Source organism: Embleya sp. NPDC008237 (genome assembly GCF_042956465.1).
GTDB lineage: Bacteria > Actinomycetota > Actinomycetes > Streptomycetales > Streptomycetaceae > Embleya.
In genome coordinates, this window is record NZ_JBIBGL010000026.1 from 84,701 (window position 1) to 108,981 (window position 24,281).

Consider the following 24,281-nt stretch of genomic DNA (forward strand, 5'->3'; position numbering starts at 1 on the left):
TCCGGATCGAACCCGCGCCTGAAACCGCGCACCCCGAGACGGGGCCGACCTCACGGCGAACCGCCCTCGCTGCCCCGTCCCGGCAACCCCCGCCACCCGACTCGCACACGGCGTCGGCGCGGACGTGTGGCCGGGGCGGCCGTCGGCGCGGATCCGCGGCCTGAGAACGACGCCCGGCCGCCGGACGGGGAGGGCACCGTGGTGAACAGGACGTCCTGGTCGACCAGTCCCAGCAGGCCGTGCGGGTTCGGTGGCGTGCGGGTTCGAGTGCCGGCCTCCGGAAGGTGTTCGGCGTGTGGTCGCGGCCTGAACCGAGCCGCGTTCGCGGCCGCCGATCAGCGAACGTACTTGGTCAGCACCCAACCCTTGATGCCCGATGCCTGGTGCTTGACGTAGTACCACTCGCCGGCCTCGGCGTCGCCGTCCCGGTAGACCACGCCCTGGCAGTAGACGGTGACCTTCGCGCCCTTCTGCAGGACCCGCAGAATCGGGTTCCAAGTGCCCTTGGCCTTGCGCAGATTGACGTTGTTGCCCGTGATCTTGGCGGTGTGATCCCTGAGATCCCGGTAGCACGCAGGGTGGCTCGCGGCTGAGGCAGACGGCGCGAGCGCGACGCCCACACCCGCGAAGAGCGACACCGACATCAGCACCGCGGCGGCGTTCCGGCCCGGTTTGCTCGCCGCGCTCCTCGTCGACGGCCCCCTGCGCGGCCTCACCCCCGCCCAGGCCCGCGCGTCCACCGACGACCTCGTCGACATGATCGAACACGGCCTGCACGGACCGCCGACAACCGACGATCAGCCGCACACGGACGGTTGAACGTCCCACGCCGAGCGCTCCGTCGGTGCCGAACGAGATCGCGCGTCGGACCGGTGGACGGTCACCGGGCGCAGCCGCGCCGCCCGGTCGAGCCGGTCCCGGTGGGAGATCCGGCGCGGCGGCCGAGTCGCCGCCCACCGGCCCCGGGCCACCACGTACGCATCGCCCGCCGAGGCCGCGAACTCGTCGCCTACGGCGCCGCCATCGTCGCCCCGGCCAGGCGCCGCGCCGCCTCGGCGGACCTCGGCACCGGGGTGGACGGGCTGTCCGGGACAGTCCCGAACAGTCCCGAACGGGGTGAAGTGCTTGCCGGTGGTGGTGTGCACACGGCAGCGTCCTCGGCAGCACGAGCGGCGGCGCCGGACTTCTCCCTCGTGCCGCACATGACCTTTGAACGCGGAGGAACGCCCATGCGCAAACACCTACGCATCGGTCTGCCGGGCCTGGCGGCGGCCGTGCTGATCCTGGTTCCGGGCGGGCCGGAGGCACTGGCGGCCCCGGCCGCAGGCGAGGATGTCACCGTTTACGTCGACCCCGACGGGTTGTCGCCAGCCGACCGTTCGGGGGATTCGCTTCCGCGGACGGCCGGGAAGATCGGCCTGACTGCGCAGAGTCCGGTCAGGTCCCTGCGTGATGCCCAGGTTGTGCTCGAGGCCAGGCACACGAAGAACGCGACGATCGTGCTCCGCGGCGGCACCTACACGGATGCCGGGGTCGAGTGGGCGCCGGGCATCGCCTCCGGGACCGTCACCGTCAAGGCTCAGCCTGGGACGGGGCCCGTCACCTTCGACGGGCGGGCGGCCAAGGACGGGTACTGGACGAAGGTCGGTCCGAAGTCGCCGAAACTGAACTTCCAGGGGCCGTACACCGTGCAGCGCTACGGCGACGGCGGGATCAAGGCCACCGGAACCAAGCAGGACGGTCCGGTCAAGGGGCTGGTGGTCAACGGGATCACCTTCAAGGAAATCGGCAATGCCTGGGTCAAGGGTGGCAACGGCTACGCCGGTGTACACCTGAACTACGTTTCGCAGGCCAGGATCACCAACAACCGATTCGTCAATCTCGAGAACAAGGAGGCCCCGGGGAACACCCACGGCGTCTACCTCGCCTTCAACCAGACGCAGAAGACCCCTGGGAGCAACGGGAATCTGGTGAAGGGGAACACCTTCCAGGTCGTCTCCGGCGACCCGGTCCGTGCCAGTGACGGCAGCAGCGGCAACAAGGTCCAGAACAACGTGTTCAAGAAGGGCCGCGACTTCGAGGGGAAGATCCGAGGGAACGGCAACCACGGGATGTTCACCTACTGGGCGTTCCCGAGGGCGGACATCTGCGGCAGTGGTGGGAACACGTTCTCGGGCAACACCTACAGCGTGAACTACTACAACAAGAAGGCGCCGGCGGTTTTCTCAGGGACGGACACCGGCCGCACGTGCAAGGCCGTCAAGGACACGGGCGGCAACACCTACAAGCCGTAGCACTCCCGAGGTACTTCGCCACCTGTGCATGTGAAAGCCTCGACTCGACCCTCGATCGTGCTCGTGTCCCTGGTTCGGGGTCTCCGACGTGGCGCCCACCACGCCGGCCCCACCGCAGGTCTACGCGTGGTCACGGGTAGCCGGCCCCGGAGTCGCCGACCCCGGGCCTCCGCCTGGCGCGCCGGAGCCGGGGACGGCGGGTGGGGCCGGGGCGCGGCGCCTGCTGCGTCCGCACGTGGCCGTGGTCCGAACAGCGAGGCGACCCGAACACCGGGGTGGCGAACCGGTGATCGGGGCGTCCGATCACCCGGTCAGACGTTGTGGACCCGGAAGCGGGAGACCGTGAAGTCGGTGGGGTCGCCCTCGTCGTGCACCCAGTTGAAGGAGACCTGGAAGCCGTCATCGGTCGAGCCGAACTCGAAGTTGATATGCCCCTGTTCGTTGCCGTTCTTGGCCGCGACGTCGAAGCCCGCGGTGGCCCCCGCGCCCACCGGAGCGGCCTGCGGGATCGCCGCTTTGCCGTCGAGGTCGTTGGTCGTGGTGCTGGTGCCCTCGTAGAGCAGTTGGGTGCCGCGGTAGTCCAGCGTGCCGTCGGCGTTCGGCCTGACCTCGATCCTGGTTTCCAGGCGCACTTCGCCGCCGCAGAAACTGTCCCGCCGACTGGCGGTCCACTGGCCGACCGGCGCCTGCAGGTCGTACCAAAAGTAGTCGCCGCCGCTGCCCTCGCAGCGCGTGTAGGTGCTGCCGCCCTCGTGGTCGTACAGGTTCACCCAGCCCTCCAGGCCGACGTGCCGGTAGACCACCGGCGTGGTCGTGCCGCCTCCCGTACCGCCGCCCCCGCCGCCGCCCGGCTCGCAGTCCTGGCAGCGCTCCGCCGACGCGGAGCCGATCGTCAGCGCGCCCATCGCCAGGGTGGTGCTTGCCGTGAGCACAGCCGCCTTGCGCATCCGCCGCCGAAGCTTGTCTCGCATGGATCCGTCCCCCTCGTTCGGTGTGTCCCGCTCAGCCGTTCTCTCGTTCGGTGGGTCCCGCTCGGAAGTGCTCTCGTTCGGTGGGTCCCACTCGGAAGTCCGCTCGTTCGGTGGGCTCCACTCGGAACTACTCTCGTTCGGTGGGTCCCACTCAGAAGTTCTCGATGGTGATGTCCGACCTGCCGTCGTCGGCGGCGCCCTCGCCGCTGTGCACGTAGACGTTCGCCCCGCCGGACCCGCCCACCGCGATGGTCGGCAGGATCTTGCTCGCCTCGCCGTCCAGGTCCTGCGTCTGGTAGTTCGTGCCCTCGAACAGCTTGAGGCGCACCACCGCCTGCATCGTTCCGTCGGCCGCCGGAAAGACGTCCACATACGTCTCCAACCGCACTTCGCCGCCGCAGAAGCTGTCCCGTCGGCTCACCGTCCACTGGCCGATCGGCGCGGCCAGTTCGTACGCGAAGGCGTCGGTGCAGTGCTTGTCGTCGCCGAAGATGCCCTCCGCGTCGGTCGTCGCGACGGAGCCGGTCAGCCGGACGTGGCGGGTGGGTCCGCTCGATCCGGTACCACCGCCGCCCCCGCCGGTGCCGCCGCCGGTGCCTCCGCCGCCGCCCGGCTCGCAGTCCTGGCAGCGCTCCGCGGCGGCGGTGCCGACCGTGAGGGTGCCGGCCGCGATCACGGTGATCAACGCCAACGGCGCCAACCGACGGGTAAGTCGTCTCGCGTTCACATCGGTGTCCTGTTCGATGACGTCGCGCCGAACGGATCGGCCCGACGAGCGATATGGAATGCCGGGACCTCGGACGGCACTTGGTCGACCGGTCCTCGGCACGGCTACTGTCAACCGGGCCGCCTCGCCGCACACAGAGTGGTCCGCTACTCCATTTCGGCGCGACGCATACTCCATCGAACCGCCGACCCGTCGAACGAACGCGGTCCCCGAGGGCGCGAATTCGTGCGGCGGCGAGCCGGGGCCGGCATGCTGCCGAGAACGTGTCCGTCTGGCGGGCCGTGGCCGGGGGGCCGATACGACGGGGGTACGGGGGTCACGATGGACATCGCTCCGGGAGAAACGCGCTTGCCGTTCGTGGGCCGCGACGTGGAACTGAACCAGCTGGAGCGTGCGTTACGCGCGTCCACCTGCACCGGCACCGTGATCACGGGGGCTGGTGGGATCGGCAAGAGCCGTCTCGTCGAGGAGTTCCTCGGCCGGTCCGCCGGTGGCGGTGATCCGGCGGACGTCCGCCCGCCGAGGGCGGGCGCGGGGGCCGCCTTTCGGCGTCGGCACGTCGTACGGGTGCGGGCCACCCGAGCTTCGGCGTCCGTGGCATTGTCGGCGCTGACCCCGTTGCTGCCCCACGGCGCGCGCCCGGAGGAGCCCGCGACGTTCTTCGGGCAGGTACGCGACGAACTGGCCGCGCGCCGGGCGGCCGGAGGGAGCAGGCCGGTGGTCGCGATCGACGATGTCCACCTGCTCGACGCATCCTCGTCCGCACTGCTCGCGCTGTTGCTGGCCGAAGACACGATCTTCCTACTGGCCACGCTGCCCGACGGCGCCGATTGGCCCGACTCGTTGCGCTCGCTGTGGCGTCGCGGCGCGTTGCGGCACGTGGCACTGCCCGCGTTGGACGTCGGGCAGGCGGGCGCCCTGCTCCGCGCCGCCCTGGGCGCGCCGATCACCACGGTCGCCGTCCGGGCGCTGTGGACGGCGGGCCAGGGCAACCCGCTCCACCTCCGCGAGGCGCTGCGTGCCGCGATCGCGGACGATCGGCTGGGCCCGGCCCACGGCATCTGGTGCCTGAAGCGGCCCTTGGCCGACTCGCTGGAGGGTGTCTCGTTCGACGAACGGATCGACCTGCTGTCCCCCGACCGGCGGGCCGTGCTGGAACTCCTCGCGCTGTGCGGCCCGATCGCGCTGTGCGACCTGCCGCCGGAGACCCCGGCCGACGCGTTGGCCGACCTGGAGGCGGCGCACCTGGTGGGTCTGCGCCGCGACGACCGTCGGGAACGCCTCGTGCTCGCCCAACCGGCCCACGCGCCCGTCCTGCGGGCCGGCGTGGGCCGACTGCGCGCCCGCGCCATCCTGCTGGAGCAGGCCGCGCGGGTACGGGCGCACGGCGCGCATCGCACCGGCGACGCCCTGGCCCTGGCCCGTTGGGAGTTGGCCGCCACCGGCACCGCCGACAGCGAACTCCTGGTCCGCGGCGCCGCCGAGGCTTTGGGCGTCGGCGACGTGGAGACCATGTGCCGATTGGCCCGAGCCGCCCTGCGGCACGGACCCGACGTGCGGGCCGGGGTGATGCTGGGCGAAGCGCTGGGACAGCGGGGCGAGTTCGCGGAGGGCATCGCGGTCCTGGAGCAGACCTTCGCCGCGGCCCGGGGCGCCGACGCCCATCCGGCGGGGCTGGCCCTGGCCGTGCACCACTTCTACGGGCCCGGTGACCTGCCCCGCGCGCTGGCCGTACTACGCGAGGCCGCTCGTCGGGCCGGCCCCTCCCCCGCGCTGTCCGCGTGGACCGCGACCATCCTCGGCGCGACGGGACGAGTCGCGCGGGCCGGCGACGAACTCGCCGCCGGCCCCGGCATCGGCGCCGACGATCGGCCGGGACCGGACCTGGTCCTGCATCTCCAGGCCCGCCTGCGCATCGAACTCGCCCGCGCGCGGCCGGAGGACGCGATCCGCACTGCCCGCGCCGCGTACGCCGCGCACCGCGAACTCACCGACCGGACCGAGGTCTTCTATCCCGCCCGCAGCTCGTACCTGGTTGCCTGGGCGCTCTTGGAGGCCGGGCGCCTCGACGAGGCCGAACGGGTACTCGTCGAGGGCCTGGACGAATTGCTGCGCGCACCGGTTCCGGCGCTGGTCGTGTGGTTCGGCTGGGTACACGGCCGGATCGCGCTGGATCGCGGGCGCCTACGGGAGGCCGCCACGCTCTTCGCCGAGGCCCGCGCCCAGGCCCATGTGCAGGGCCACCGATTCGCCGAGCAGCGCGCGCTCGCCGGCCTGGTCCTGGCCCGGGCCCAGGCCGGCCACGCCGGAGCGGAGGCGGACGAGCTCGCGCTGACCGTCGCCGACGGCGAAAGCGCGCTGTGCGGGTGGGACACCACGCGCGCGTACGCCTGGGCGCTGCGTTGCCGCGGGCACGCGGACGAGGCTCACGCGGTCCTGCGCGCCGGCGCCGCCTCGGCCCGCGACCGGGGCGACCCGAGCGCGGCCCTGACCCTCGAACACGACCTGGTCCGCTGGGGCGACCGGGCAGCGGCGATCCGCGTGATCGCGTCGACCGACGTGGTCCAAGGCGCACACGCGGCGGCTCGCGCCGCCCATGCCCGCGCGGTCGCCACGGCCGACCCGCATGCGCTGAGCGCCGTGGCGGATCAGTGGGCCGCCCACGGCGCGGTATTGCTCGCGGCCGAGTGCCTGGCCCGGTCCGCCCGACTCCGCCGACACGCGCACGACGCACGCGCGGAAGCGGCGGCCCGACGCGCCGAATCGCGGGCGCTGATCCTGGTCGCGGAATGCGAGGAGGCGGCGACGCCGGCATTGGCGACCCTGTCCACCGCCGCGAGCCTCAGCGTCCGCGAGCATCAGATCGCCCTCCTGGCCGCACAGGGTCACACCAGCAGGGAGATCGCCGTGACGTGCGGGTTGTCGATTCGCACCGTCGACAACACGCTGGGCCGCGCCTACCGAAAGGTCGGCGTCCGCGACCGCCACGGCCTGCGCTCGATCCTGCCCACCGCAAGGACTACCTGAAACAGCGACTGTGACCGAGTGGCCGCGTGGCCCTTGGGGGAACGCGGCCGTCTTCGTACAGGGCACGCAGAGTTCTCGGTGTCGTCGTGCGGCCGGGATGCTTCCGGCCGTACTACGGCGTCGTGGTGCCGGGGCACGACCGTCGGCGCCGACTTGGGACATCCCGTGGCCCCGTCGCCGACGCGACGGCGCCACGTTCCGACACATCGCTCGCGGCGCCGACTGCTACGTCCGGGTTCGCCGGTACCTCACCGCTGCCACACCCAGGGCGGGTGCCACGAGGACCGAGGGCGCGGTCCAAGCGCTTTGCGCCGAGGAGCCGGCCAGCGTCATGACAACGCCGATGAGCACGTAGAGGAAGACGAAGGCGGCCACGAAGGTTCGCCATGGATGGTTGTTGTTCCTCGTCGTCGAGGCCCCGGTCATGTCTGCCCTTTCCGGTGGCGCCGTCGGGGCACCTGACGGGCCCGACGGGTCGGGTGGTCTCAGGAACGCCAGGACTGCGGGCTCCGGTCTTGTACAGGCCTGCCGGGTCGAGGTAGGGCGCCAATGTGGCGGAGCGGGTCGGGGACCGTTTCGGTGGCGGTGCGAGTGTTGCCGTAGGGGTCGTAGGCGTAGGTGATTTGGTACCGGCGGTGTCGGTGAGACCGACGACGGAGCCTTGGGCGTCGGTGAGGTAGTACGTGGGTGCCCCGATGTTCACACCGACGATGCTGCCCGAGGGTTCGCGGACGAATCCGGTTCCGGCCGTTCCGGTGCCCATGGCGTCGGCGGCCGTCCGCACGTCGTTGTTCGCGTCGTACGTGGTGTCGCGTTCGTGCCCTTGGGCGTCGGTGACGCGGTCGACCTTGCCGTCGGCCTGGACGGTGTGGATGGTGGCGTTGCCGCGGGGGTCGGTGACGGCGTCGGGTGGGTGACCGCTCGTGAAACACTCCGCTGCTCGGAGGCTCCCGCGTTGCGCGTCCGACCACCGAGGTAGAACGGAGCCATGTCGACCACTCTCCCCTCCCCCGCCGGGCGCATCGTCGACGTCGGCGTTGCCGCCGGCCGGGTGGCCGCGATGGATCCGGCCGGACGATTCGTCGCCTTGGAAGACCGCGGCCGGCTCACCGTGCACGACTCCCACCGGGGCCTGACCGCCGTCATGTCCTGCCCCTACCGCGTCCCGGGAGAAGCCCTGGCGGTCGGTCCCGACGGCACCGGCCTGGCCGTCCTGCGCGCAGACCTGACGATCGAGGTGCACGGCCCGGACGGGCAGGCCCGCCGCAGCGCCCTCCCCGTCGCGACGGGACGACCCATCCGGCCCTCGCTCCGGTTCACCGCCGACGGCGCCTGCCTGGCGCTGGTATGGAACACCGGGCAGGAGGCGGGCGGGCGGCTGCTTCTGCTCGACGCCGCGACACTGGAGCCAATGGACAATGCGGCGCTCGAAACGCGCGTCACCGCTCAGCCGGCCGTGGTGGACGAAGGAGTCGAGATCGCCATCGGTCCCGGCGCGTCCACGACGATCGCCTTGGCGGCGTGCTCCGGTGACGACACTGCGCTCTTGGCCGTCGCGGAGACCGCGGACGGCGTCCTGCGGTGGCACGGTCTCGACACCGACCCCGCGGCGTTGGCCGAGGGCGTGCCCGGCGAACGCGTCATGGCGATCGCCCTGTCGGACACCGCCGACCTCGTGGTGCTCGACTCCGACGGCTTCGTCTCGACCGTGCCGTGGCGGACCCCCGGGATGAGCGCGCGCATCGTCGCACACAGCGGCGAACCTCTGCCGGACGACGACACGTGGGCATGCAACGGGCCGATCTTCACACGCGGCCGATTGCTCGCCGCAGTGGTCGAACACGAGTACCCGGCCGGTGGCCGTTACGAATGGGAGGCCACGGGCTTGGCCGTCCTGGATCTCCGGACCGGCCGGTGGCGCGGCCTGCTCGAACTCCCACCGCCACAACGCGGGGAGCGAACAGTCGTCGAGGGCGGGCTGATCTGCCGAAGCGCCGGGGGCCGGACCCACATCGCCCGATGGGTCTCGCCGGCGGACACGGCCTCCGGGTAGCGCCTACGCGCCGCGGGTGCGCCCCGGTCTCTCGACGAAATCTGCCCCGGGCGTCCGCGCCGGCGGCAGCAGACACAGCACCAGGCCACGGACCGACGTCGACGCGAAGTAGCCCAGGTCCCGCGAGTCCACGCTGACTGTGGGGTTGTCCCCGAGCAGAACCCATCGGTTCGCCGGCACGCGGCCGTCCGGCGTCCCGCCCAGGTCCGGCACCGAGGCGAGCGGCACCGGGTCTCCCGGCGTCGCACGCACACGTTTGACCAACCACGGGCGCAGCTTCCGGGCCAGGTCGGGGCTCGGTGACCCCGAGTCCGGCCGTTCGGCCACGACCACCCGGCCGCGCCCGGGGGCGGGCACGAGCCGGCCACCGGCACCGATCGCGCGGGTGCGCAGCACCAGGACCCGGTCTCCGTCACGGAAGGCGGGCGCCATGCTCGCCCCACGCACCGTGACGGTGACCAGGCCGTAGCGCAACAGCCCACCGACGCCCGCAGCGACGGCGAGCGCGGCAAGCACTCGGCCGGCGATCGCGCGAAGTGGGGCGAAGCCGCTCATGACAACTCCCGCAGGGACTCGGTGCCCGGTTGGGAGCCCGACGTCGTCAAGATCTCGTCCTCGTCGGCTCGGTAGCCCTCCGCCTGGAGGGTGAAGAGCCTGGCGTACTCGCCATCCCTTGCCAGGAGTTCGTGGTGCGCGCCCTGTTCCACGACTCGGCCGCCGGAAAGCACCACGATGGCGTCCGCCTCGCGGACCGCGCCCAGGCGGTGCGAGACCAGTACGCTCGTGCGGTTTCTGCGGTGCAGGCGCAGCGAGGCGTGAATCTCGTGTTCGGCCTCCGCGTCGAGGCCGGCGGACGGCTCGTCGAGGATCATCAGATCCCGGCGATCGCGCAGGAACGCGCGAGCGAGCGCGAGTCGTTGGCTCTGCCCTCCGGAGAGCATGACGCCCGTCGCCGGGTCGTCGCGATCGGCCTCCGTGAAGAACGTGCGGCTCAACAGCGTGCGGTATCCGTGCGGCAGCCGTGCCACGGTTTCGTGGACGCCGGCCCGAAGTGCCGCCGCGCGGATCTCGACCGGGGCTTCCGCATCCCCACCGTTCGGTCCGGCGGCGTCCAACGCCTCGAGCACGGACAGGTCGCCGAGGGCGATGTTCTCGGCAGCGGTCATGTCGTAGCTGACGAAGTCCTGGAACACCGCGCCGATCCGCTCGCGCAACGCGCAGGGGTCGACGTCCCGGATGTCCACACCGTCCCACAGCACCTGTCCGCGCGTCGGGTCGTACATCCGGCACAGCAGCTTGACCACGGTCGACTTGCCGGCGCCGTTGAGACCCACCAGAGCCACCGAATCCCCGTACGGAATCCACAGATCCACGCCGCGCAGCACCCAGGGGTGCTCGTCGGTGTAGCGGAACCAGACATCGCGCAACTCGATGCCTCGACGCAACGCGGGCAGCGCGCGCGGCGAAGCGGCCACCGGCAGGTCGGGGGCACAGTCGAGCACGGCGCGATAGTGGTCGAACAGCAGCACCGCCTCGTAGCAGCGCGCCAGTTCGGCGGCCAGCGTGCGCACTGCGGCCTGCACCCCGGCCACGGCGGCGATGAACACCACGATGCCGCCGACGCTCAGGCGTCCGGCGTGCGCGGCACCGACCGCCCAGATCAGGCCCGCCCCGGAGGCCGCGGCGGCGAGCGCGGCGAGGCCGCTCTGCACGGCCACCTCCCGGCGGTCCAGGGCCCGCTTGGCTGCGTTGGCGGTGCGCCGGTCGGCCAGCATTCGATCCCGCAGGAATCCGCCGATGCCGAACAGCCGCAACTCCTTGGCTGCTTCGCCGTCGGAAATCAGCGAACCGTAGAAGAACTCGCGGCGCTCGGTGGGTCCGATGGTCCACACCAGGCGAGCCCGGCGACGAGCCAGGGCCCACTCCGCAATCATCGTCGGCACCCCCGCGGCCGACACCAGCACGGTCATCAGCGGGCTGAGCACCAGCAGCGTCGCCAAGAAGCCGGAGATGGTGAGCAGCGCCCGGACGATGCCGAGGTATCCGTCGACGACGGTGCCGGGGTTCTTCCCGCCGCCCTGCCGGGCCAGGCGTAGCCGATCGACGAAGGCCGGATCCTCGAATCGGGACAGCCCCACGAAGCCGTTCACCGCCGTGCACAGCCGTTCGTCCGCCATCAAGCCGATGCGGCGGTCGCTCTCCCGTCGAACGTAATGGGACACCTGCGGCAGGATCCCGGCGACGAGACCGACGACCGCCAAGGCCGTGCCGAGCCCGACCATGGTCGAGCCCGGGACGCCCTCCACCAAGCCGTCCAGGGTGAGCTTGGTCAGCCAGGCGACGCAGACCGGCAGCGCACCGGAGACCACCGTCAACGCGACCTGGATCGCCAGCGGACCCTTCGCGGCCCGTACGGCCAGGGCGGTCGCAGCCCATGGTCGACTACCCGTGACGCGTACCGGGATCATCGCCCGACACCGGGCGCGGCGAGTTCCACGTCGTTGTCGACGACGGCGAGCCGGCCGTCGGCCACCCGACGGACGCGAAGCGTGGCCGGGTAGGCCGAGGTGGCGAAGGCCCGGCCGACCGGGCCACCGGGGGGCTCCACCACCACGCGGGCGACGGGGGACAACTCCCCGACGAAGGCGGCGCATTGCGCGCGTTCGCCGGTGACCACGGCGAGCACGCGATCCGGTTCGCCCGGCAGTGCGGCGGCGTATGCGACCAGATCCGGCAGCTTCTCGCGACACGGTGCGCAGTTCGGCGACAGGAACGCGACCAGCGTGTCGTCGGCGACGTCGCGCGTGGTCAACTCCCGACCGTCGACGCTCACCGTGGTGAAGTCGGCGACCACGGAACCGATTTCGGCGATCGGCAAGCGAACGTCGTCGGCGTCGCGCACGCGTGCGTCGAGCAGTTCGGCGTGCCGGCGCAGGCGTTTGACCACCCCGAGCGTCAGGAGCAGATCGAGGGCGCACAGCAGACCCACCAAAATTACGGCGACCACAAGAAAGCGCATGAGATCTCCAGGATTTCGGGACGACCGACGTCAGCCGGCACGCGAGATGTCACCCGGGGTGGCCGCCGGTGCGCGAAACAGGTCGACGATGTCTTCGAGTTCGACCGTCGACACGGCCAGGAGGACGCCGACGCCCAGCGCCGTCGACACCCCGCCGGCTCGCACCGCGCCGCCGTCCGCATCGGCGAAACCGCACCAGGCGGCCCCCAGAGCCGCCAGGGCCCAGACGGTGTTGCGTACGACGTGCAGCGGACCCAGCGCGCGGGTGGAAGCGCCGAAACAACGACACGTCGCGCGTGAACCGGCGCGCCGCACTCGCACGATGCCGACGGTGAAGGCGACGAGCAGGGCGCCGGCCATCGCCAGGCCCCACGGATACCAAGCCCGGCCGAACGGGTTGGCGACCGCGGTACAGACGGCGAACTCGGCCGCGACGACCGCCACTGCGGTCGGACGCACCAGCGCGGCGGGCAGCACCGCCATCTCCCGGAGGGAGGCGACGAAGAGCCCGAACGATGCGCGACGGCGCACCTTGGAGAACGCGGAAACGGCGAAAATCAGTGCGATCGCACACCGGATCGCAACGACCAGGTAGGGCATGACCGGGCTCCGCAATGCCGGAGGCGGGCGGTTCCCGCGGGGGAACCGCCCGGCCCATTGGGTGGATCGGATCAGCAGGGGCTCTCGGAACGGTCCGTGCAGGTCCAGGTGTTGCCGTGCTTGCAGCACCACCAGTACCAACCGTCGACGCAGCGCACCTTGCAGGTCGCGGCCTGAGCCTCGGTCTCGGGAACGAGGCGGGCCAGCAGACCGGCCCCCACGGCTTCGAGCTTCGCGAGCATTCGAACGCTCCTCGGATCGATGGAATCGATAAGCCCTCCCGGCGGGCCGCCGCGGCGATCCGGCGGGAGGGACGATTCGAGACTCCGGCGCATGGAGCGACCGTGACAAGCCGAACGGGCGTCCGGGACATGTCCTGGACAACGACCGTTCGCGTCCCGCACCGTCCGCCTGTCCGGGACAACACGAAGGCCCTGGCCGGGAACAGCGTGGCCGGGGGTGGCCGGTCGTGGTGCGGTGGACGTTCGGTTCAGCGATCGGGTCGACGTCCGAAATGAAGTCCTACCGGTCGCCCGTTGGGAGGGTGGTCGCGACCACGCTGCCCGAGCGCGCTCATGACGCCGGCTCGGTCGGTGCAGCTCCAGGCCCGGTGCGCGTCGGCGTCCGTCGGCGTCGCCGGCTCCCGGATCCTTTCACAGGCGCAGCCAGGCGGCCATGCCGGATGCGGCAATGAGCAGGCACACACCGAGGTTGACGACCTTGTAGGTCAGGAACACCGCGACGAATTCGCGGATCGTTGCGCTGGGGCGGAAGTACGGGGCCGTCGGAGCGCCGATCACGTGGCCGCGGACTCCGGTGCGTCGGGCGGTGAGGGCGGCGCGGAAGGCGTGGAAGTTGTTGGTGACGATCAGGCACCGGTAGTCGGGGTCGGCGGCCGTCATGATCGCCTTGCTGAAGAGCAGGTTCTCCTCGGTGGTGCGTGAGCGGTCCTCGCGCACGATCCGTTCCGCGGGGAACCCGCCGGCGATCAGGTAGTCGGCCATCGCGTGCGACTCCGGCAGGTTCTCGTCGGGGCCCTGGCCGCCCGAGGTGATGAGTACGGGCTGGTTTCCGCGCGCTGCTTGGGCGTCGAAGAGGGCTCGCGCGCGGTCGAGTCGACCGGCCAGCAGGGGTGGCACCGTATCTCCGCCGACGAGTCCCGAGCCGAGTACGACCACGAAGTCGACCGAGCGGCGCACCCGCAACCGCTCGTAGAGGAAGGCGTAGCAGACGAAGCACAGAAAAAGGAAGGACACGTAGCCGACGACCAGGACGACGGCGCCGGTGACCACGATCAGTGTGCGTGAGCGGGTGATCAGGGCCGTCACCAGAAGCGCGACCACGGCGACGATGGTCAGCCCCGCCAGCAGCGAGAGCAGGTTGGCTGGGCGGATTCCCTCCCGACGCACCATCGTCGCGCCGTTGGACACCAGCGCGCCGGCCAGCACGAGCACGCCCACGGCCGGCGCGAGCATGAGGACCACGGTCACCGCCGTGACGAGCGGCCCCGGCAGCCGATCGAGTTCACCGAGCAGCCCGACGACAAGGGCGACGAAGGCCAACCCCAGGTACACGGCGTTGCCGAACCGGCGGCGGTCGCGCAGGACTCCGACGAGGAAGAACGCAAAGAACAATGCGGAAAGGAGATAGGCGAACACCGCCGAATCCTATGCAGCGCGCTCGGCGGCACTCCCGAGGGTGTCACGGAGGGTGTCACGCAGGACCACGGCCGCGATCACGGTCGGATCGCGTGCTCGACCCGTGCCCGGCGCAGGGACCATGCCTTGTCGGTCAGCCCCGCGGGTCGAACCGCTCCAGAAGCCGGTTGCGTTGTTGGACGCCGAGGCCGCGCACCCGGCGGCGCTCGGAGATCTCCAACTCGGCCAAGAGCCTGGCGGCCCGCGCCTTGCCGACGCCGGGAAGGGATTCGAGCAGGGCACGGACCGGCATCCTGCGCACGGCGTCGGAGTCGGCCGCCAACACCTCGCCCAGCGACAACCGGCCGCGCTTGAGCGCCTCCCTCACCTCCGCCCGCTCACTCCGCACGGCGGCGGCCTTCGCGAGCGCGGCCCGGCGCTCCTCGGGGGTCAAAGGCGGCACGGCCATCGGGGTGCTCTCCTCGCATCGCTCGGAACGGAACGGAACGGGCCCATCATGCCCCTCCACCCGGAGCCTCGACCAACGATTTCGCCAACCCGGGGTCCCGATCGAGAGGGCGGGCAGGCGACGTCATGCGGCCGACCGGGACATGTCTCGGGCCGATCGGCCACCCCGGGGGTGGTGTGCGGAGGAACGCGCGGGCGAGATCGTGTCTGCTCGTAACTCTTTGTCCGCGAAAGCCGTAACTCCTTGTCCGCGAAAGGCCTTTGCCGATACTGCTCTCGAAGCTCGGCCATGCGGTCGACGGAGCGCGTCGGCGCCGGCCGTTTGCCCGTCCGTGTTCGGATTGTGGGTGGAGGGATCCCGCATCGGCGAGTCGCCCGGTTGCCGTGCCGGCTCCGGCGGGCTCACGGCGAGCCCTGGTGGCGGCCGGCGGCGGTGCGCGCCGCGGGCATCTCGCGCCCGCCCGGTCCGGTGGCGTCAAACGCGAGGCGGCAGGATCTCGATGATCTCGGCGATGCCGGCGTGCGCGGGGGGCGGGTCCGCGACGAGTCGGGCCTGGTGCATGAAGGTCACGTCACCGGGCTCGAGGTGCCGCCACTGTTCGGGGTGCAGGGGGGCCAGGCGCACGGTGGCTGTCTCGCCGGGGCCGAGCCGTGGCTGAAACTCCACCCACAGCCTCGCGACGCGGAGTGCTCGTTCTCCGTCCGTGCTGCGACTGCGACCACCGATGTCCCACATCGGCCTGAGCCGACCGTCCCCGGGAAAGGCGGTTCGAGGTCCGCCCTCCTTCGGATCCATCAGATGCAACGTTGCCCGGATCGTGCCGTGCCGGACTTCCCAGGCCCGCCACCGACACCAACGACGACTGCGATCGAGCGCCATCCGGCGAGCGGCTTCGGCGAGAAGCTCCCAGAAGTCCACGGACACTGGATGCACATCCGCGATCTCCTCGAGAACGCCGAGCGCCGGCCCCCACTCCCGCCGCCCGAGGTCCTCGCGAACGTCCCCGACCGTCTGGCCGTTGTCCGCCGCGGCGTCCTCGGGCAGCAGATCGAGGGCCTGGCAAAGGAGTGTGAACACGTCATCCATGCCCCGCATTGTCGGTGGCCCCGGACGCTCCCTTCATGGAAGCCCCGGCAGGACGCGACAACCCGACACGCCCGGACGCTCCCGGACGCCAAGACTTCCGCCCACTCCTGTCGGCAACTCGACAGTGCCCGCCGCTCCGCGAGCGCCGTCCGACGCGCGCTTCCCGCCGGCCCCACCTCGACGCCGGGACGACGCGGACCGCCCGCTGCGGGCCTCGCGGCGGTCACGGGGGACGACGCCGTGCTGCACGGCAACGGCGACCGGGCTGCGGCGCCGGATGGGGTGTGCTGTGTGGTGTGTGGCATTCGGGTGAACAACGGGCGAGGCCGAAGTCCTTCGGGCGTGTGCGTCGTTGATCGACACGAGGGCGTCGGGACAGACCGACGCCACGGCGACGAGGGAGTGTTCGTGGGTTCGTTCAAGAAGGTCACCATGGTGATGGCCGGCACCGCCGCCGTCCTGATGGCGGGCGCGGGCGCCGCCCACGCCGAAGCCGACGCGGACGGCGCCGCGGTCGGCTCCCCCGGCGTGGCCTCCGGCAACCAGATCCAGATCCCGGTCCACGTCCCGATCAACCTGTGCGGGAACACCGTCAACATCGTCGGCATCCTCAACCCCGCCATCGGCAACACCTGCCTCAACGTCGACGGTAGCGACGACGAGCACAAGGGCCACGACAGCGGCCACCAGGCGCCGCAGCACGAAGGCCACCGAGGCTGACCCCAGGGACCAGCCACACCGGACGTTCCTCCACGTCCGACACACCGAGACCCCCGCGCCTGCATCCCGCGGGGGTCTCGGCACATCCGGAAGCACCCGCACGACGAAACCCACCGGCGGGCCGGGACAGGCCGGGGAGACGCGCTGCACGCCGGCCCGGTCCCTACCGAGGGCGCCGGCGACTTTCCCCAGCCGGCCGGCAGCCGGCCGCGATGCGGATGCGCCGGGGACGTGGTGGTGGTCGCCGCCGGCGCGCGAATCATCTTGTGGAGCGCCTCGATGATTCAAGCGGCGCTGCCTCGCCCGGCCGGCGTGACTGGAAAGGCATGCTCGGCCCGGCCGGTGCGCTCGCCCTGTCGGAGGTGGATCCCCGCTCCTCTGCGGCGCCGGGCACGCCCCAGTCCGTCAGACGTCCGCCCCGGCCGCCCCGGCCGCCCGCACGATGATCTTGCCCTGGTTCTCGCCCCGCAGCATTCCCAGGAACCCGTCCACGATGCCGCCGAAGCCGTCGACCACGGTCTCGTCGAGCGTGACGCGTCCACTCTGCAGGTGCGGCACGACGAACTCGTACAACTCCTCCTGAACATCACGGTAGTTGCGGACCAAAAAGCCCTCCATGCGCAGGCTCTTCTCGACAATGTCGGGAAGGTTGCGCAGGGCGTAGGGCGTGCCGGTGCTGTTGTACTGGGCGATCGTGCCGATCCGCACGATCCGTCCGTGCTCCCGCAGCGAGGAGATCGCCGCTTCGAGGAGCTCGCCGCCGACGTTGTCCATGTAGAGGTCGATTCCTTCGGGCGCCGCCTTGGCGAGCAGTTCGGCCGCCGGGCCCGAGCGATAGTCGAAGACCTCGTCGTAGCCGACGTGTTCGGTCAGGTAGGCGGCCTTCGCCGCCCTGCTCGCGCTGCCGACCAGCCGTCCCGCGCCCATCAGCCGGGCGAGCCGCCCGGTGGCCGTGCCCACACCGCCGGCCGCCGCCGAGACGAACACGTCCTGCCCCTCGCGGAGTTCGGCAATGCGGGTGAGACCGACGTAGGCGGTCAGGCCGGTGCCGCCGAGGATGCTCAGGTGCGCGGAGAGCGGTACGCCGTCGAAATGGGGGACCGCACGCGCCTCTTCGGAGGCGAGGACAGTGTGAGTGCGCCAGCCCTGCCGGTGGAAGACGATCTCGCCCTCGCGGAGCGCCGGATCGCGGGAGTCCACGACCCGGCCGATCGTGCGGCCCTCCAGGGGAGCGTTCAGCGCGAAGTGCCCGTCCATCATCTCCCGGTGGTAGGGGTCCACCGACCAGTACAAGTTCTCCACCAGCGCCGTTCCCGGGCCGGGCTCCGGCATGGCGGACTCTACGAAGGCGAAGTGGTCGGCAGTGGGGAAGCCATGAGGGCGGGCGGTCTGGTGCACGGTGAGCGCGGTCTCGGTCATGACGGCGACCGTACGGAGGAATGCGGAGGCCGAGGAGAGGGTTGCGCTCATGGAATGGCCCGATCCATGAAGAGCCCTCATAGCAGCAGGTGGGACCCCCTATGACAGCCTCAGCCCCGATATCTTCGGCACCCACCGCGGCTGCCGCCACCGACCTCGCCCCGCACGAGCTCCGCATCCTCGTGGCCGTCGACCGCGAGCGTGGGTTCTCGGCGGCCGCCAAGGTCCTCGGACTGACCCAGTCCGCAGTCTCGCACTCCATACGCGGGACGGAACGCAAGGTCGGCGTGGTCCTCTTCGAGCGAGGCCGGAGGGGCGCGACGCCCACCGCGGCCGGTACCGCCGCTGCCGCCCACGCCCGCCGGGTCCTGCGGCTCCTGGACACCCTGGCCGCAGAGGCCCGCGGCGCCGAACGGGGCACGGTCGCCGGCCCGCTGCGGATCGCCGCCTTTCGTAGCGCCGCCCTCTACCTGCTGCCGCCCGTCCTGGAGCGCCTCACCGCCCGCCACCCCGGCATCGAACCGGAGGTGCATGTCGTCCGAGAACTGGGCGCGGGCACCGCCGGTGAGGTCGCCGGGGGGCGTGCGGACGTGGGCATCGCAACGATCGGCGCCACCTCGCTCGTGCCCGCCGGGCTCATCGGCGACGTACTCATCGAGGAGCACTACTCGCTGGTGCACCCGGCCGGCCACCCCGCCCCGCGCTCCCTGCCGCTGGTGGACTGGCACGAGAACTGCGGTTCCTACACCCGCCGGTGGTGGGCCGAGCAGGACTGGATTCCGAAGGCGACCGTCCTGACCGAGGACGACGGAGCGGTGCTCTCAATGGTGAGCAGAGGTCTCGGAATGGCGATCATGCCCGCGCTCTCGCTGAACGAAGCACCGGACGGCATCGAGATCACCGATCTCGGACCCGAGCGCCCGACCCGTTCCGTGGGCTACATCACCACCCCGGAGCTGGCCTCCAGCCTCTCCGTCCGCGCCCTGATCCGCGAACTCCGAGCGACCTACCGGTGAAGCGTTCGGTTCTTCCGGCTCCGGGGTGGTGATCCCGCAGCGTGACGACGACATGATCTGGTTGTGGCCGGCCGGCTCCGGCGCCATCACGGGCATGAGGTCCCCGAGCACGATGCCCTCGGTCCGGGCGCGACACGAACCGATCCCGCCCACGGCGCGGCGTCCGTGTAGACGCAGTTCCGGCTGTCTCCCCGGAACGCACGGCCTTGCACGGTTGCCTCCGCGTGCGCCGCAGTGGCACCCGAATGGTCCTGTTTCCGGGTTCTCGACCTCCGGGTCTGGCGCCGGCGACCCTCGCCGAATCCTGCGGCCCGGAAACACCAAACGAGGCGGCTCCGTCTTCACTCACTCTCGTGACCCGACTGGGTCCGCCGTCCGTACCCGATCGCAACGACGACGGCTCCTCGCGGGACGTCGTGCAACCGTTTCCCCGACGGGTGACGGAACCCCGGCGTGCGGCCTGGAGACCACGGAGCTCCTGAGTTGCCAATGGGACGAGAGCGTGATCGAGAACCTGGTGGACCGGGGGTGGGTGCCGATCTCATCGAGTCGTTGGAGGACATCGTCGCGCCCCACCCGCGCTCGCTGAACCTGCCCTTCGAAGGGGCCGCCGCCGCTCCCCACCCCGATGTGGAACTTGCGACCATCGTCTTCGATCGCGACGTGACGCGACGTGATGATGGAACTGCACCGCGTCCGTCCGCGAGCGGCTCGTGGCCAGGAGGAACCGCCCCGGCGGGAATCCCTGGTAGGCGTGGTTCCACGGCCTTCAGCGCCACGAGGCCGGCAGGCACCGACGCGCAGGAGACCGCGTCGGTCCTGCCGGCCGCCCCTGCTCGGCGTATCGGAGGGGCGATTGTGTCTGAAAACCCTTGCTCCCTGCCCCACCTGTTTGGTGGGATGCGGTGGCTGCGACGGCCGACCGGTCCGGTCCGGACCCGACCCCACCGGTCGGACCGGACCGGACCCATCCTCGTGTCGCGCGCAGAGGGCTGACGGGCCCGCTGATCCTCGCGCGGCCGCCGCTTGTCGCGAACCGGCGTGTGGGTGGTGCCGGGCGGCAGTGCCGAAAGCCGGCCGGGGGCGGCGAACCGGTGTCCGACGGCCCGTCGACCGCGAGTGCCGCGAGTGCCGCGAGTGCCGCGACCACTGGCGTGTCCGGAATCTGACCGAGGATGACATCGAGCCGACTGTTTCCGGCGGCGCGCCGCACCGAGGATGAATTGCACGGGCCCGGACGCGCGAAGCGTTCGGCCCGGATACGGCCGCCGCACCCCTCGTGCGGCCGATCCTTCCTTCACGAAAGGTCACTACATGCGCGCATTCACCTCGCGTCCCACCGCCGAAACCGGCCCCACCTCGCGCCGCCGGCGCGGTCTGGTCGCCAAGGCGATCGCGGCCACGGGGGCGGCACTCGTGCTCGGCTCCACGGCGTTCGCCGGCAGCGCCGGGGCGATCATCAACGGGCAGGACTCCACCCAGAGTTACCCGTTCATGGCCTACGTCCCGATGAAGGCGGGGGGCGTGGACGCCGGCTGCGGAGCCACCCTGATCGATCGACAGTGGGTGCTCACCGCGGCGCACTGTGTCGACCGTGATCTGCCGATCGAACTGGCCGGGACGGTGCGGATCGGCAGCGAGAACCGCTCGCAGGGCGGTACCGTTCGCGGCATCGACAAGATCGTGATGCACCCCGGCTACTCGCAGCCGGCCGAGGATGGTGGCTACAACGTGAACGACCTCGCGTTGATCCGCCTGGACCGGCCGGTCAAGGAGAAGCCGATCAAGCTCGCCAAGCAGGCCGGGCCGGTGGGCACGCCGACTCGGCTCCTGGGCTTCGGCACCATAGTCGACCCGGACAGCCTGGAGAACGCGGTCTTCCCGAACCGACTCCAGGAGCTGGACACCCGCCTGGGCACCAGCGCCGAGTGCAACGGCCGCACCGACGCCACCCGCCTGTGCACGATCAGCCAGAAGCCCAAGGCCATGGCCTGCTTCGGCGACTCCGGCGGCCCGCAGATCCAAAAGAACCGCGGCGGCCGGTGGGAACTGATCGGCACCACCTCGGGCGACGGCGACGGCAAGCCCGGCTGCGCGACGGGCCCGGGCCTGTACACGAACGACACCGCGTACAAGAACTGGATCCAGAAGACGATCCACGGCCACAAGTAGGCCGAGACGCCGGCGCCCGGCGCGTGCTGATCCACGCCGGGCGCCGGTGTGGTGCCGGTTGGGGAACCGCCCGCCGTCGGGGGTCACCGTCCGGGGTCGCCGTCCGGGGGACGCTGTCCCGTCCCAGTCGACGACTGACGGCCGTTTCCCCGGGCGCGGGCGAGGGTTGCGACCGGGTCCGTACGAACCTCGGTCACCTGCCCCTCACATGGCAACCGAAGACCGGAAGCAGCGTCTGCGCGTCGGGGTAGCCGCGGGAGCAGGCCGGGCACAGGTACACCTCGTGTGACCGTGCCCGGCCGCTCACGTTTCGTCGGACACAGCGGACGAGAAGACCACGGCCGGGCTACGACCTGGTGCATCTCGCAGCCGGGTGGCACGAGCCCGTTCCCTCGACGACGCCGTGGCCGCGCTACACCCACGGCTCGGCCCGCCGGGGCGATGGCCGTCGACGGCTTCACGGACCCGTCGCTCCGGCAGCTGCCGGGTCCTCGTCGACCGACGTGCTCGTGGGCCGAGCCGTCGACCGGATGAGACGACGGTTCGCGGAAGCAGCGTCAGCCGGCCCGCGGTAGCGGTCTGCCACAGTTGGAAGATCGTGTGTCGTGAGCCGGGCCTGCGCGTCGATGAGCAGATAGCGTGCGTTCTGAACCGGCTTCGGCTGGCGGAAGACGGCTTCGGCACACAGCACCAACGGGCCGCCGTCCGCCGGGTCGAGGCGCGGTTGACCGACGCGATCGACCAAGCCGGCGTCGGCGAGTTCGACGGGCACGAGTTCGGAGGCGGCGAGGTCGTGTTCTACGCCTACGGTCCCGACGCCGACGCGCTCTTCGCCGTGATGGCACCGGTGCTGCACGCTCTGCCCTTCCGCCCGGCGCACGGCGTTCTGCGATACGGGTCCGCGTCCGATCCCACCGCCACCGAACAGCGCTTCGACCTCTGAGGGACGGTCGTCAAGCCGCGGCGGGACGGGCACCGGGGGATTGTGAAGTACCCCGGTGCGCATGGGCGCATTCGCGCACATCCTGTCTGCGCGAGTCGACCTGTCAATCCCGGGCCTTGGGGACGAATAGCAGGCAGCAATCCCCGCGTTCGCGGGGCCGACTCTCCTTCCTCTGCGCCGATCTGCTGCACCACATTGCCGCTGAACTGGCCCTGAAGGAGGGCGAGGTGCCGGCCGATCTCGAATGCAGACGCGGCGGCCTCGGTCCGAGGCCGGCCCGCGCGGCACACGTCGACCTGCTCGGTGTCGACTTCTCGCCGGTCGCGGTGACCCAGGCACGACAACGGCCGACTCCAACGCGACGAAGGCACGGCGCACTTCATGGTGAACGACCTGACCACCACCGGGCTTCCCCACACGAGCGTGTCGGCGGCCGTCTCCATCGATGCTCTCCAGTACGGCGACGACCGCTCCCCGGCGGCCCGGGAGGCCCGCCGGATTCTCCGACCGGGCGGGCGTCTCGTCGTCACCGGCCGGCACCCGCCCAACCCCGGCGACCCATGACTGCCCGCACGCCACCGCCACAGCGACTGGCCCGCGGCACTGCATACCGCCGGGTTCACCGCCGTGCGATGCCACACCCGTCCGGGCCTGGATCGACACCTACCGGAACATCTACCGCGTCGCGCTCCGACTCGGCGACCCGGACCCGGACCCGGACCCGGACACCGCACTCGCCGGACTGCAAAGCAAAGCCCGCCGGCGCCTGCCCACCGCCCACCTCCTGCCCAGGGTCGCCGTCACCACCATCTCCGGCCGAACCTCCGACCGACCCGGCGCACCGGTGGTGTGGAAACGTCAGTCCAGGTCGGCCAGAACGGTAGCCATGGCGTCGTAGGTGTTCTCCACCCCGGCGGCGTTGCCCAGCCGGTGGTGCTCCAGACGCACGGCGCCGAGGTGCCGGACCTCGTGGACCAGCGAACGCCATACCGCGGCGGGAGAGCGGTCCCGGTCACCGTACGCCTCCCAGAACGCGACGCGCTCGTCCTGCTTCGCCAGTGCCATGCGGATCGTCCAGTCCGCGGCCGGGTCGCCCCACCATGTGCGGTCCATGTCGAGCACTCCGGTGATCGTGGGCTCCGCGGCCCCGGCGTCGAGCATCACGTTGACCGTCCACAGTTCCCCGGTCAGCAACCTCGGTTCGGTCACCTCGTCGAGCACGGCACGGTCGTGCGCGGCCACCGCGACGGCCTTTCGCACATCGGCCGCATCCAGACCGGCCCCGTCCAGGTCGGCGGCGATCTCCTCCAGGGACGTGATCACCGCCTCGCTCCACCTCCCGTACCCCGGGCCGCCGACAGGCCCGAAGCACGGACCCCGCACGTCGTGCACGGAGCGGGCGATGGCGCCCATCTGCCGGAAGAACGCCGGCCACGCCCTGCGCGGATACGTCCCCAGGTGCTCCGCAGCCGCAACGCCGTCCAGGTGGGACTGGATCATCCAGTCCCGGCCGATCACCTCGTGTGACCGGTCCACGGCGAGGACCTGCGGCGCCAGCGGAGCGATCACCGCCAACCAGGGCACGCTGCCGTACTCGTTCCGCATCAGGTGGCGCTCACTGCGGAACTGGCGGGCCGCTTCCGGCGCGACCCGCAGGATCACCGGCCGGTCCCACCCGGCGAGGGTCACGCGGTACACGTTGTTGTACATCCCCGTGCCCAGTTCGACGGCGGAAACCGGCGTGGCCACGCCCCCGAACGCCCGCCGGCAGCACGAGCAGCGCGCCGGCCCCGACCAGGGCCGACGGACCCACCGGATCCGGGCGCCGCGCGCGACCGGCCGTACCCGCCGCCAACCGGCGCGACACCCTGTCGGCTTCGGCGTATCGCCTTTGTCGAGGACCGGGCGGGTGTCCGGGTGAAGCGGACTCAGTCTCGGTGGGTCGGTGTGTTTCGGCGTCGACGGCTTGGCGGGCGAGGCGTTCCGAGCCGTCGTGGTCGCCCGTCCGCTCCGGTCTCCGGTCTCGTGATCACCTGTGGTGCGTCAGCTCTTCTGCTGCGCGACCGCCGCTTCGGCTTCCTTCTGGAGCTGGTCCAGCACGTCCTTGGGCGACTTGCCGGAGACCGCG

General features: G+C 71.4%; 21 protein-coding genes and 1 pseudogene. 9 read left to right on the forward strand and 13 right to left on the reverse strand.

The window, feature by feature from the left end:
- Nucleotides 1–335: 335 nt before the first annotated feature.
- The gene (locus tag ACFZBU_RS43315; protein ID WP_391589300.1) at nt 336–644 is read right to left on the reverse strand and encodes an SH3 domain-containing protein; all 309 of its coding nucleotides are present in this window, start codon (nt 642–644) and stop codon (nt 336–338) included.
- Between the two features lie 28 nt (nt 645–672).
- Between ACFZBU_RS43315 and ACFZBU_RS43320 the strand changes: the two genes are divergently transcribed.
- A complete protein-coding gene (locus ACFZBU_RS43320; protein WP_391589301.1) occupies nt 673–819 on the forward strand; it encodes a hypothetical protein in 147 nt (48 codons plus the stop codon).
- A 410-nt stretch (nt 820–1,229) separates the two neighbouring features.
- The gene (locus ACFZBU_RS43325; protein WP_391589302.1) at nt 1,230–2,294 is read left to right on the forward strand and encodes a hypothetical protein; all 1,065 of its coding nucleotides are present in this window, start codon (nt 1,230–1,232) and stop codon (nt 2,292–2,294) included.
- 311 nt (nt 2,295–2,605) lie between these two features.
- Here the strand turns inward: ACFZBU_RS43325 and ACFZBU_RS43330 are convergent, their stop codons facing one another.
- On the reverse strand, nt 2,606–3,265 hold the full coding sequence (locus ACFZBU_RS43330) for a hypothetical protein (RefSeq protein WP_391589303.1): 660 nt from the start codon (nt 3,263–3,265) through the stop codon (nt 2,606–2,608).
- Between the two features lie 151 nt (nt 3,266–3,416).
- Entirely contained in the window at nt 3,417–3,992 is a 576-nt protein-coding gene (locus tag ACFZBU_RS43335) for a hypothetical protein (RefSeq protein ID WP_391589304.1), read from the reverse strand.
- 321 nt (nt 3,993–4,313) lie between these two features.
- Between ACFZBU_RS43335 and ACFZBU_RS43340 the strand changes: the two genes are divergently transcribed.
- Nucleotides 4,314–7,019, forward strand: coding sequence for an AAA family ATPase (locus ACFZBU_RS43340; protein WP_391589305.1), 2,706 nt, complete (start codon nt 4,314–4,316; stop codon nt 7,017–7,019).
- Nucleotides 7,020–8,007: 988 nt separating this feature from the next.
- Nucleotides 8,008–9,072, forward strand: coding sequence for a hypothetical protein (locus ACFZBU_RS43345; protein WP_391589306.1), 1,065 nt, complete (start codon nt 8,008–8,010; stop codon nt 9,070–9,072).
- Between the two features lie 3 nt (nt 9,073–9,075).
- On the opposite strand, the gene ACFZBU_RS43350 is transcribed toward ACFZBU_RS43345, so the two are convergent.
- The 8 genes from ACFZBU_RS43350 to ACFZBU_RS43385 all read right to left on the reverse strand — a co-directional run bounded on the left by ACFZBU_RS43350 (nt 9,076) and on the right by ACFZBU_RS43385 (nt 15,883).
- Nucleotides 9,076–9,627: a S26 family signal peptidase gene (locus ACFZBU_RS43350; RefSeq protein WP_391589307.1), complete on the reverse strand. Its 552-nt coding sequence runs from the start codon at nt 9,625–9,627 to the stop codon at nt 9,076–9,078.
- Nucleotides 9,624–11,540: an ABC transporter ATP-binding protein gene (locus ACFZBU_RS43355; RefSeq protein ID WP_391589308.1), complete on the reverse strand. Its 1,917-nt coding sequence runs from the start codon at nt 11,538–11,540 to the stop codon at nt 9,624–9,626. Before ACFZBU_RS43355 ends, ACFZBU_RS43350 begins: the two co-directional genes overlap by 4 nt.
- On the reverse strand, nt 11,537–12,091 hold the full coding sequence (locus ACFZBU_RS43360; RefSeq protein WP_391589309.1) for a hypothetical protein: 555 nt from the start codon (nt 12,089–12,091) through the stop codon (nt 11,537–11,539). The genes ACFZBU_RS43355 and ACFZBU_RS43360 overlap by 4 nt, the downstream gene beginning before the upstream one ends.
- Nucleotides 12,092–12,121: 30 nt before the next feature.
- Nucleotides 12,122–12,691: a MauE/DoxX family redox-associated membrane protein gene (locus ACFZBU_RS43365; RefSeq protein WP_391589310.1), complete on the reverse strand. Its 570-nt coding sequence runs from the start codon at nt 12,689–12,691 to the stop codon at nt 12,122–12,124.
- 71 nt (nt 12,692–12,762) lie between these two features.
- Entirely contained in the window at nt 12,763–12,933 is a 171-nt protein-coding gene (locus tag ACFZBU_RS43370; RefSeq protein ID WP_391589311.1) for a hypothetical protein, read from the reverse strand.
- A gap of 411 nt (nt 12,934–13,344) precedes the next feature.
- Nucleotides 13,345–14,349 carry a YdcF family protein gene (locus ACFZBU_RS43375; protein ID WP_391589312.1) on the reverse strand — a complete coding sequence of 335 codons (1,005 nt, stop codon included), beginning with the start codon at nt 14,347–14,349 and terminating at the stop codon, nt 13,345–13,347.
- Between the two features lie 133 nt (nt 14,350–14,482).
- Nucleotides 14,483–14,797, reverse strand: coding sequence for an integration host factor, actinobacterial type (gene mihF, locus ACFZBU_RS43380; RefSeq protein ID WP_391589313.1), 315 nt, complete (start codon nt 14,795–14,797; stop codon nt 14,483–14,485).
- A 474-nt stretch (nt 14,798–15,271) separates the two neighbouring features.
- Nucleotides 15,272–15,883 carry a hypothetical protein gene (locus ACFZBU_RS43385; RefSeq protein ID WP_391589314.1) on the reverse strand — a complete coding sequence of 204 codons (612 nt, stop codon included), beginning with the start codon at nt 15,881–15,883 and terminating at the stop codon, nt 15,272–15,274.
- Nucleotides 15,884–16,291: 408 nt separating this feature from the next.
- Between ACFZBU_RS43385 and ACFZBU_RS43390 the strand changes: the two genes are divergently transcribed.
- Entirely contained in the window at nt 16,292–16,603 is a 312-nt protein-coding gene (locus tag ACFZBU_RS43390; protein WP_391589315.1) for a chaplin, read from the forward strand.
- 405 nt (nt 16,604–17,008) lie between these two features.
- Here ACFZBU_RS43390 and ACFZBU_RS43395 read toward each other — a convergent pair whose 3' ends face one another.
- Complete coding sequence (locus tag ACFZBU_RS43395; protein WP_391589316.1) at nt 17,009–18,022, reverse strand: NADP-dependent oxidoreductase; 1,014 nt, start codon at nt 18,020–18,022, stop codon at nt 17,009–17,011.
- A gap of 101 nt (nt 18,023–18,123) precedes the next feature.
- Here ACFZBU_RS43395 and ACFZBU_RS43400 point away from each other — a divergent pair, with 101 nt between their 5' ends.
- The 4 genes and pseudogenes from ACFZBU_RS43400 to ACFZBU_RS43415 all read left to right on the forward strand — a co-directional run.
- Complete coding sequence (locus tag ACFZBU_RS43400; RefSeq protein ID WP_391589317.1) at nt 18,124–19,038, forward strand: LysR family transcriptional regulator; 915 nt, start codon at nt 18,124–18,126, stop codon at nt 19,036–19,038.
- A gap of 1,314 nt (nt 19,039–20,352) precedes the next feature.
- A complete protein-coding gene (locus tag ACFZBU_RS43405; protein ID WP_391589318.1) occupies nt 20,353–21,210 on the forward strand; it encodes a S1 family peptidase in 858 nt (285 codons plus the stop codon).
- Nucleotides 21,211–21,808: 598 nt separating this feature from the next.
- On the forward strand, nt 21,809–22,153 hold the full coding sequence (locus ACFZBU_RS43410) for a hypothetical protein (RefSeq protein WP_391589319.1): 345 nt from the start codon (nt 21,809–21,811) through the stop codon (nt 22,151–22,153).
- 372 nt (nt 22,154–22,525) lie between these two features.
- A pseudogene (locus ACFZBU_RS43415) lies at nt 22,526–22,717 on the forward strand (class I SAM-dependent methyltransferase); the annotation flags it as partial.
- A 294-nt stretch (nt 22,718–23,011) separates the two neighbouring features.
- Here ACFZBU_RS43415 and ACFZBU_RS43420 read toward each other — a convergent pair.
- Complete coding sequence (locus tag ACFZBU_RS43420) at nt 23,012–23,902, reverse strand: phosphotransferase family protein (RefSeq protein WP_391589320.1); 891 nt, start codon at nt 23,900–23,902, stop codon at nt 23,012–23,014.
- Nucleotides 23,903–24,281 lie beyond the last annotated feature (379 nt).

Bases quoted from the DNA above. Each gene is read 5' to 3' on its own strand.
- ACFZBU_RS43315 (WP_391589300.1), bottom strand. From the start codon at position 644: ATGTCGGTGTCGCTCTTCGCGGGTGTGGGCGTCGCGCTCGCGCCGTCT.
- ACFZBU_RS43325 (WP_391589302.1), top strand. From the start codon at position 1,230: ATGCGCAAACACCTACGCATCGGTCTGCCGGGCCTGGCGGCGGCCGTG.
- ACFZBU_RS43330 (WP_391589303.1), bottom strand. From the start codon at position 3,265: ATGCGAGACAAGCTTCGGCGGCGGATGCGCAAGGCGGCTGTGCTCACG.
- ACFZBU_RS43340 (WP_391589305.1), top strand. From the start codon at position 4,314: ATGGACATCGCTCCGGGAGAAACGCGCTTGCCGTTCGTGGGCCGCGAC.
- ACFZBU_RS43345 (WP_391589306.1), top strand. From the start codon at position 8,008: ATGTCGACCACTCTCCCCTCCCCCGCCGGGCGCATCGTCGACGTCGGC.
- ACFZBU_RS43350 (WP_391589307.1), bottom strand. From the start codon at position 9,627: ATGAGCGGCTTCGCCCCACTTCGCGCGATCGCCGGCCGAGTGCTTGCC.
- ACFZBU_RS43355 (WP_391589308.1), bottom strand. From the start codon at position 11,540: ATGATCCCGGTACGCGTCACGGGTAGTCGACCATGGGCTGCGACCGCC.
- ACFZBU_RS43360 (WP_391589309.1), bottom strand. From the start codon at position 12,091: ATGCGCTTTCTTGTGGTCGCCGTAATTTTGGTGGGTCTGCTGTGCGCC.
- ACFZBU_RS43365 (WP_391589310.1), bottom strand. From the start codon at position 12,691: ATGCCCTACCTGGTCGTTGCGATCCGGTGTGCGATCGCACTGATTTTC.
- ACFZBU_RS43370 (WP_391589311.1), bottom strand. From the start codon at position 12,933: ATGCTCGCGAAGCTCGAAGCCGTGGGGGCCGGTCTGCTGGCCCGCCTC.
- mihF (WP_391589313.1), bottom strand. From the start codon at position 14,797: ATGGCCGTGCCGCCTTTGACCCCCGAGGAGCGCCGGGCCGCGCTCGCG.
- ACFZBU_RS43385 (WP_391589314.1), bottom strand. From the start codon at position 15,883: ATGGATGACGTGTTCACACTCCTTTGCCAGGCCCTCGATCTGCTGCCC.
- ACFZBU_RS43395 (WP_391589316.1), bottom strand. From the start codon at position 18,022: ATGACCGAGACCGCGCTCACCGTGCACCAGACCGCCCGCCCTCATGGC.
- ACFZBU_RS43400 (WP_391589317.1), top strand. From the start codon at position 18,124: ATGACAGCCTCAGCCCCGATATCTTCGGCACCCACCGCGGCTGCCGCC.
- ACFZBU_RS43405 (WP_391589318.1), top strand. From the start codon at position 20,353: ATGCGCGCATTCACCTCGCGTCCCACCGCCGAAACCGGCCCCACCTCG.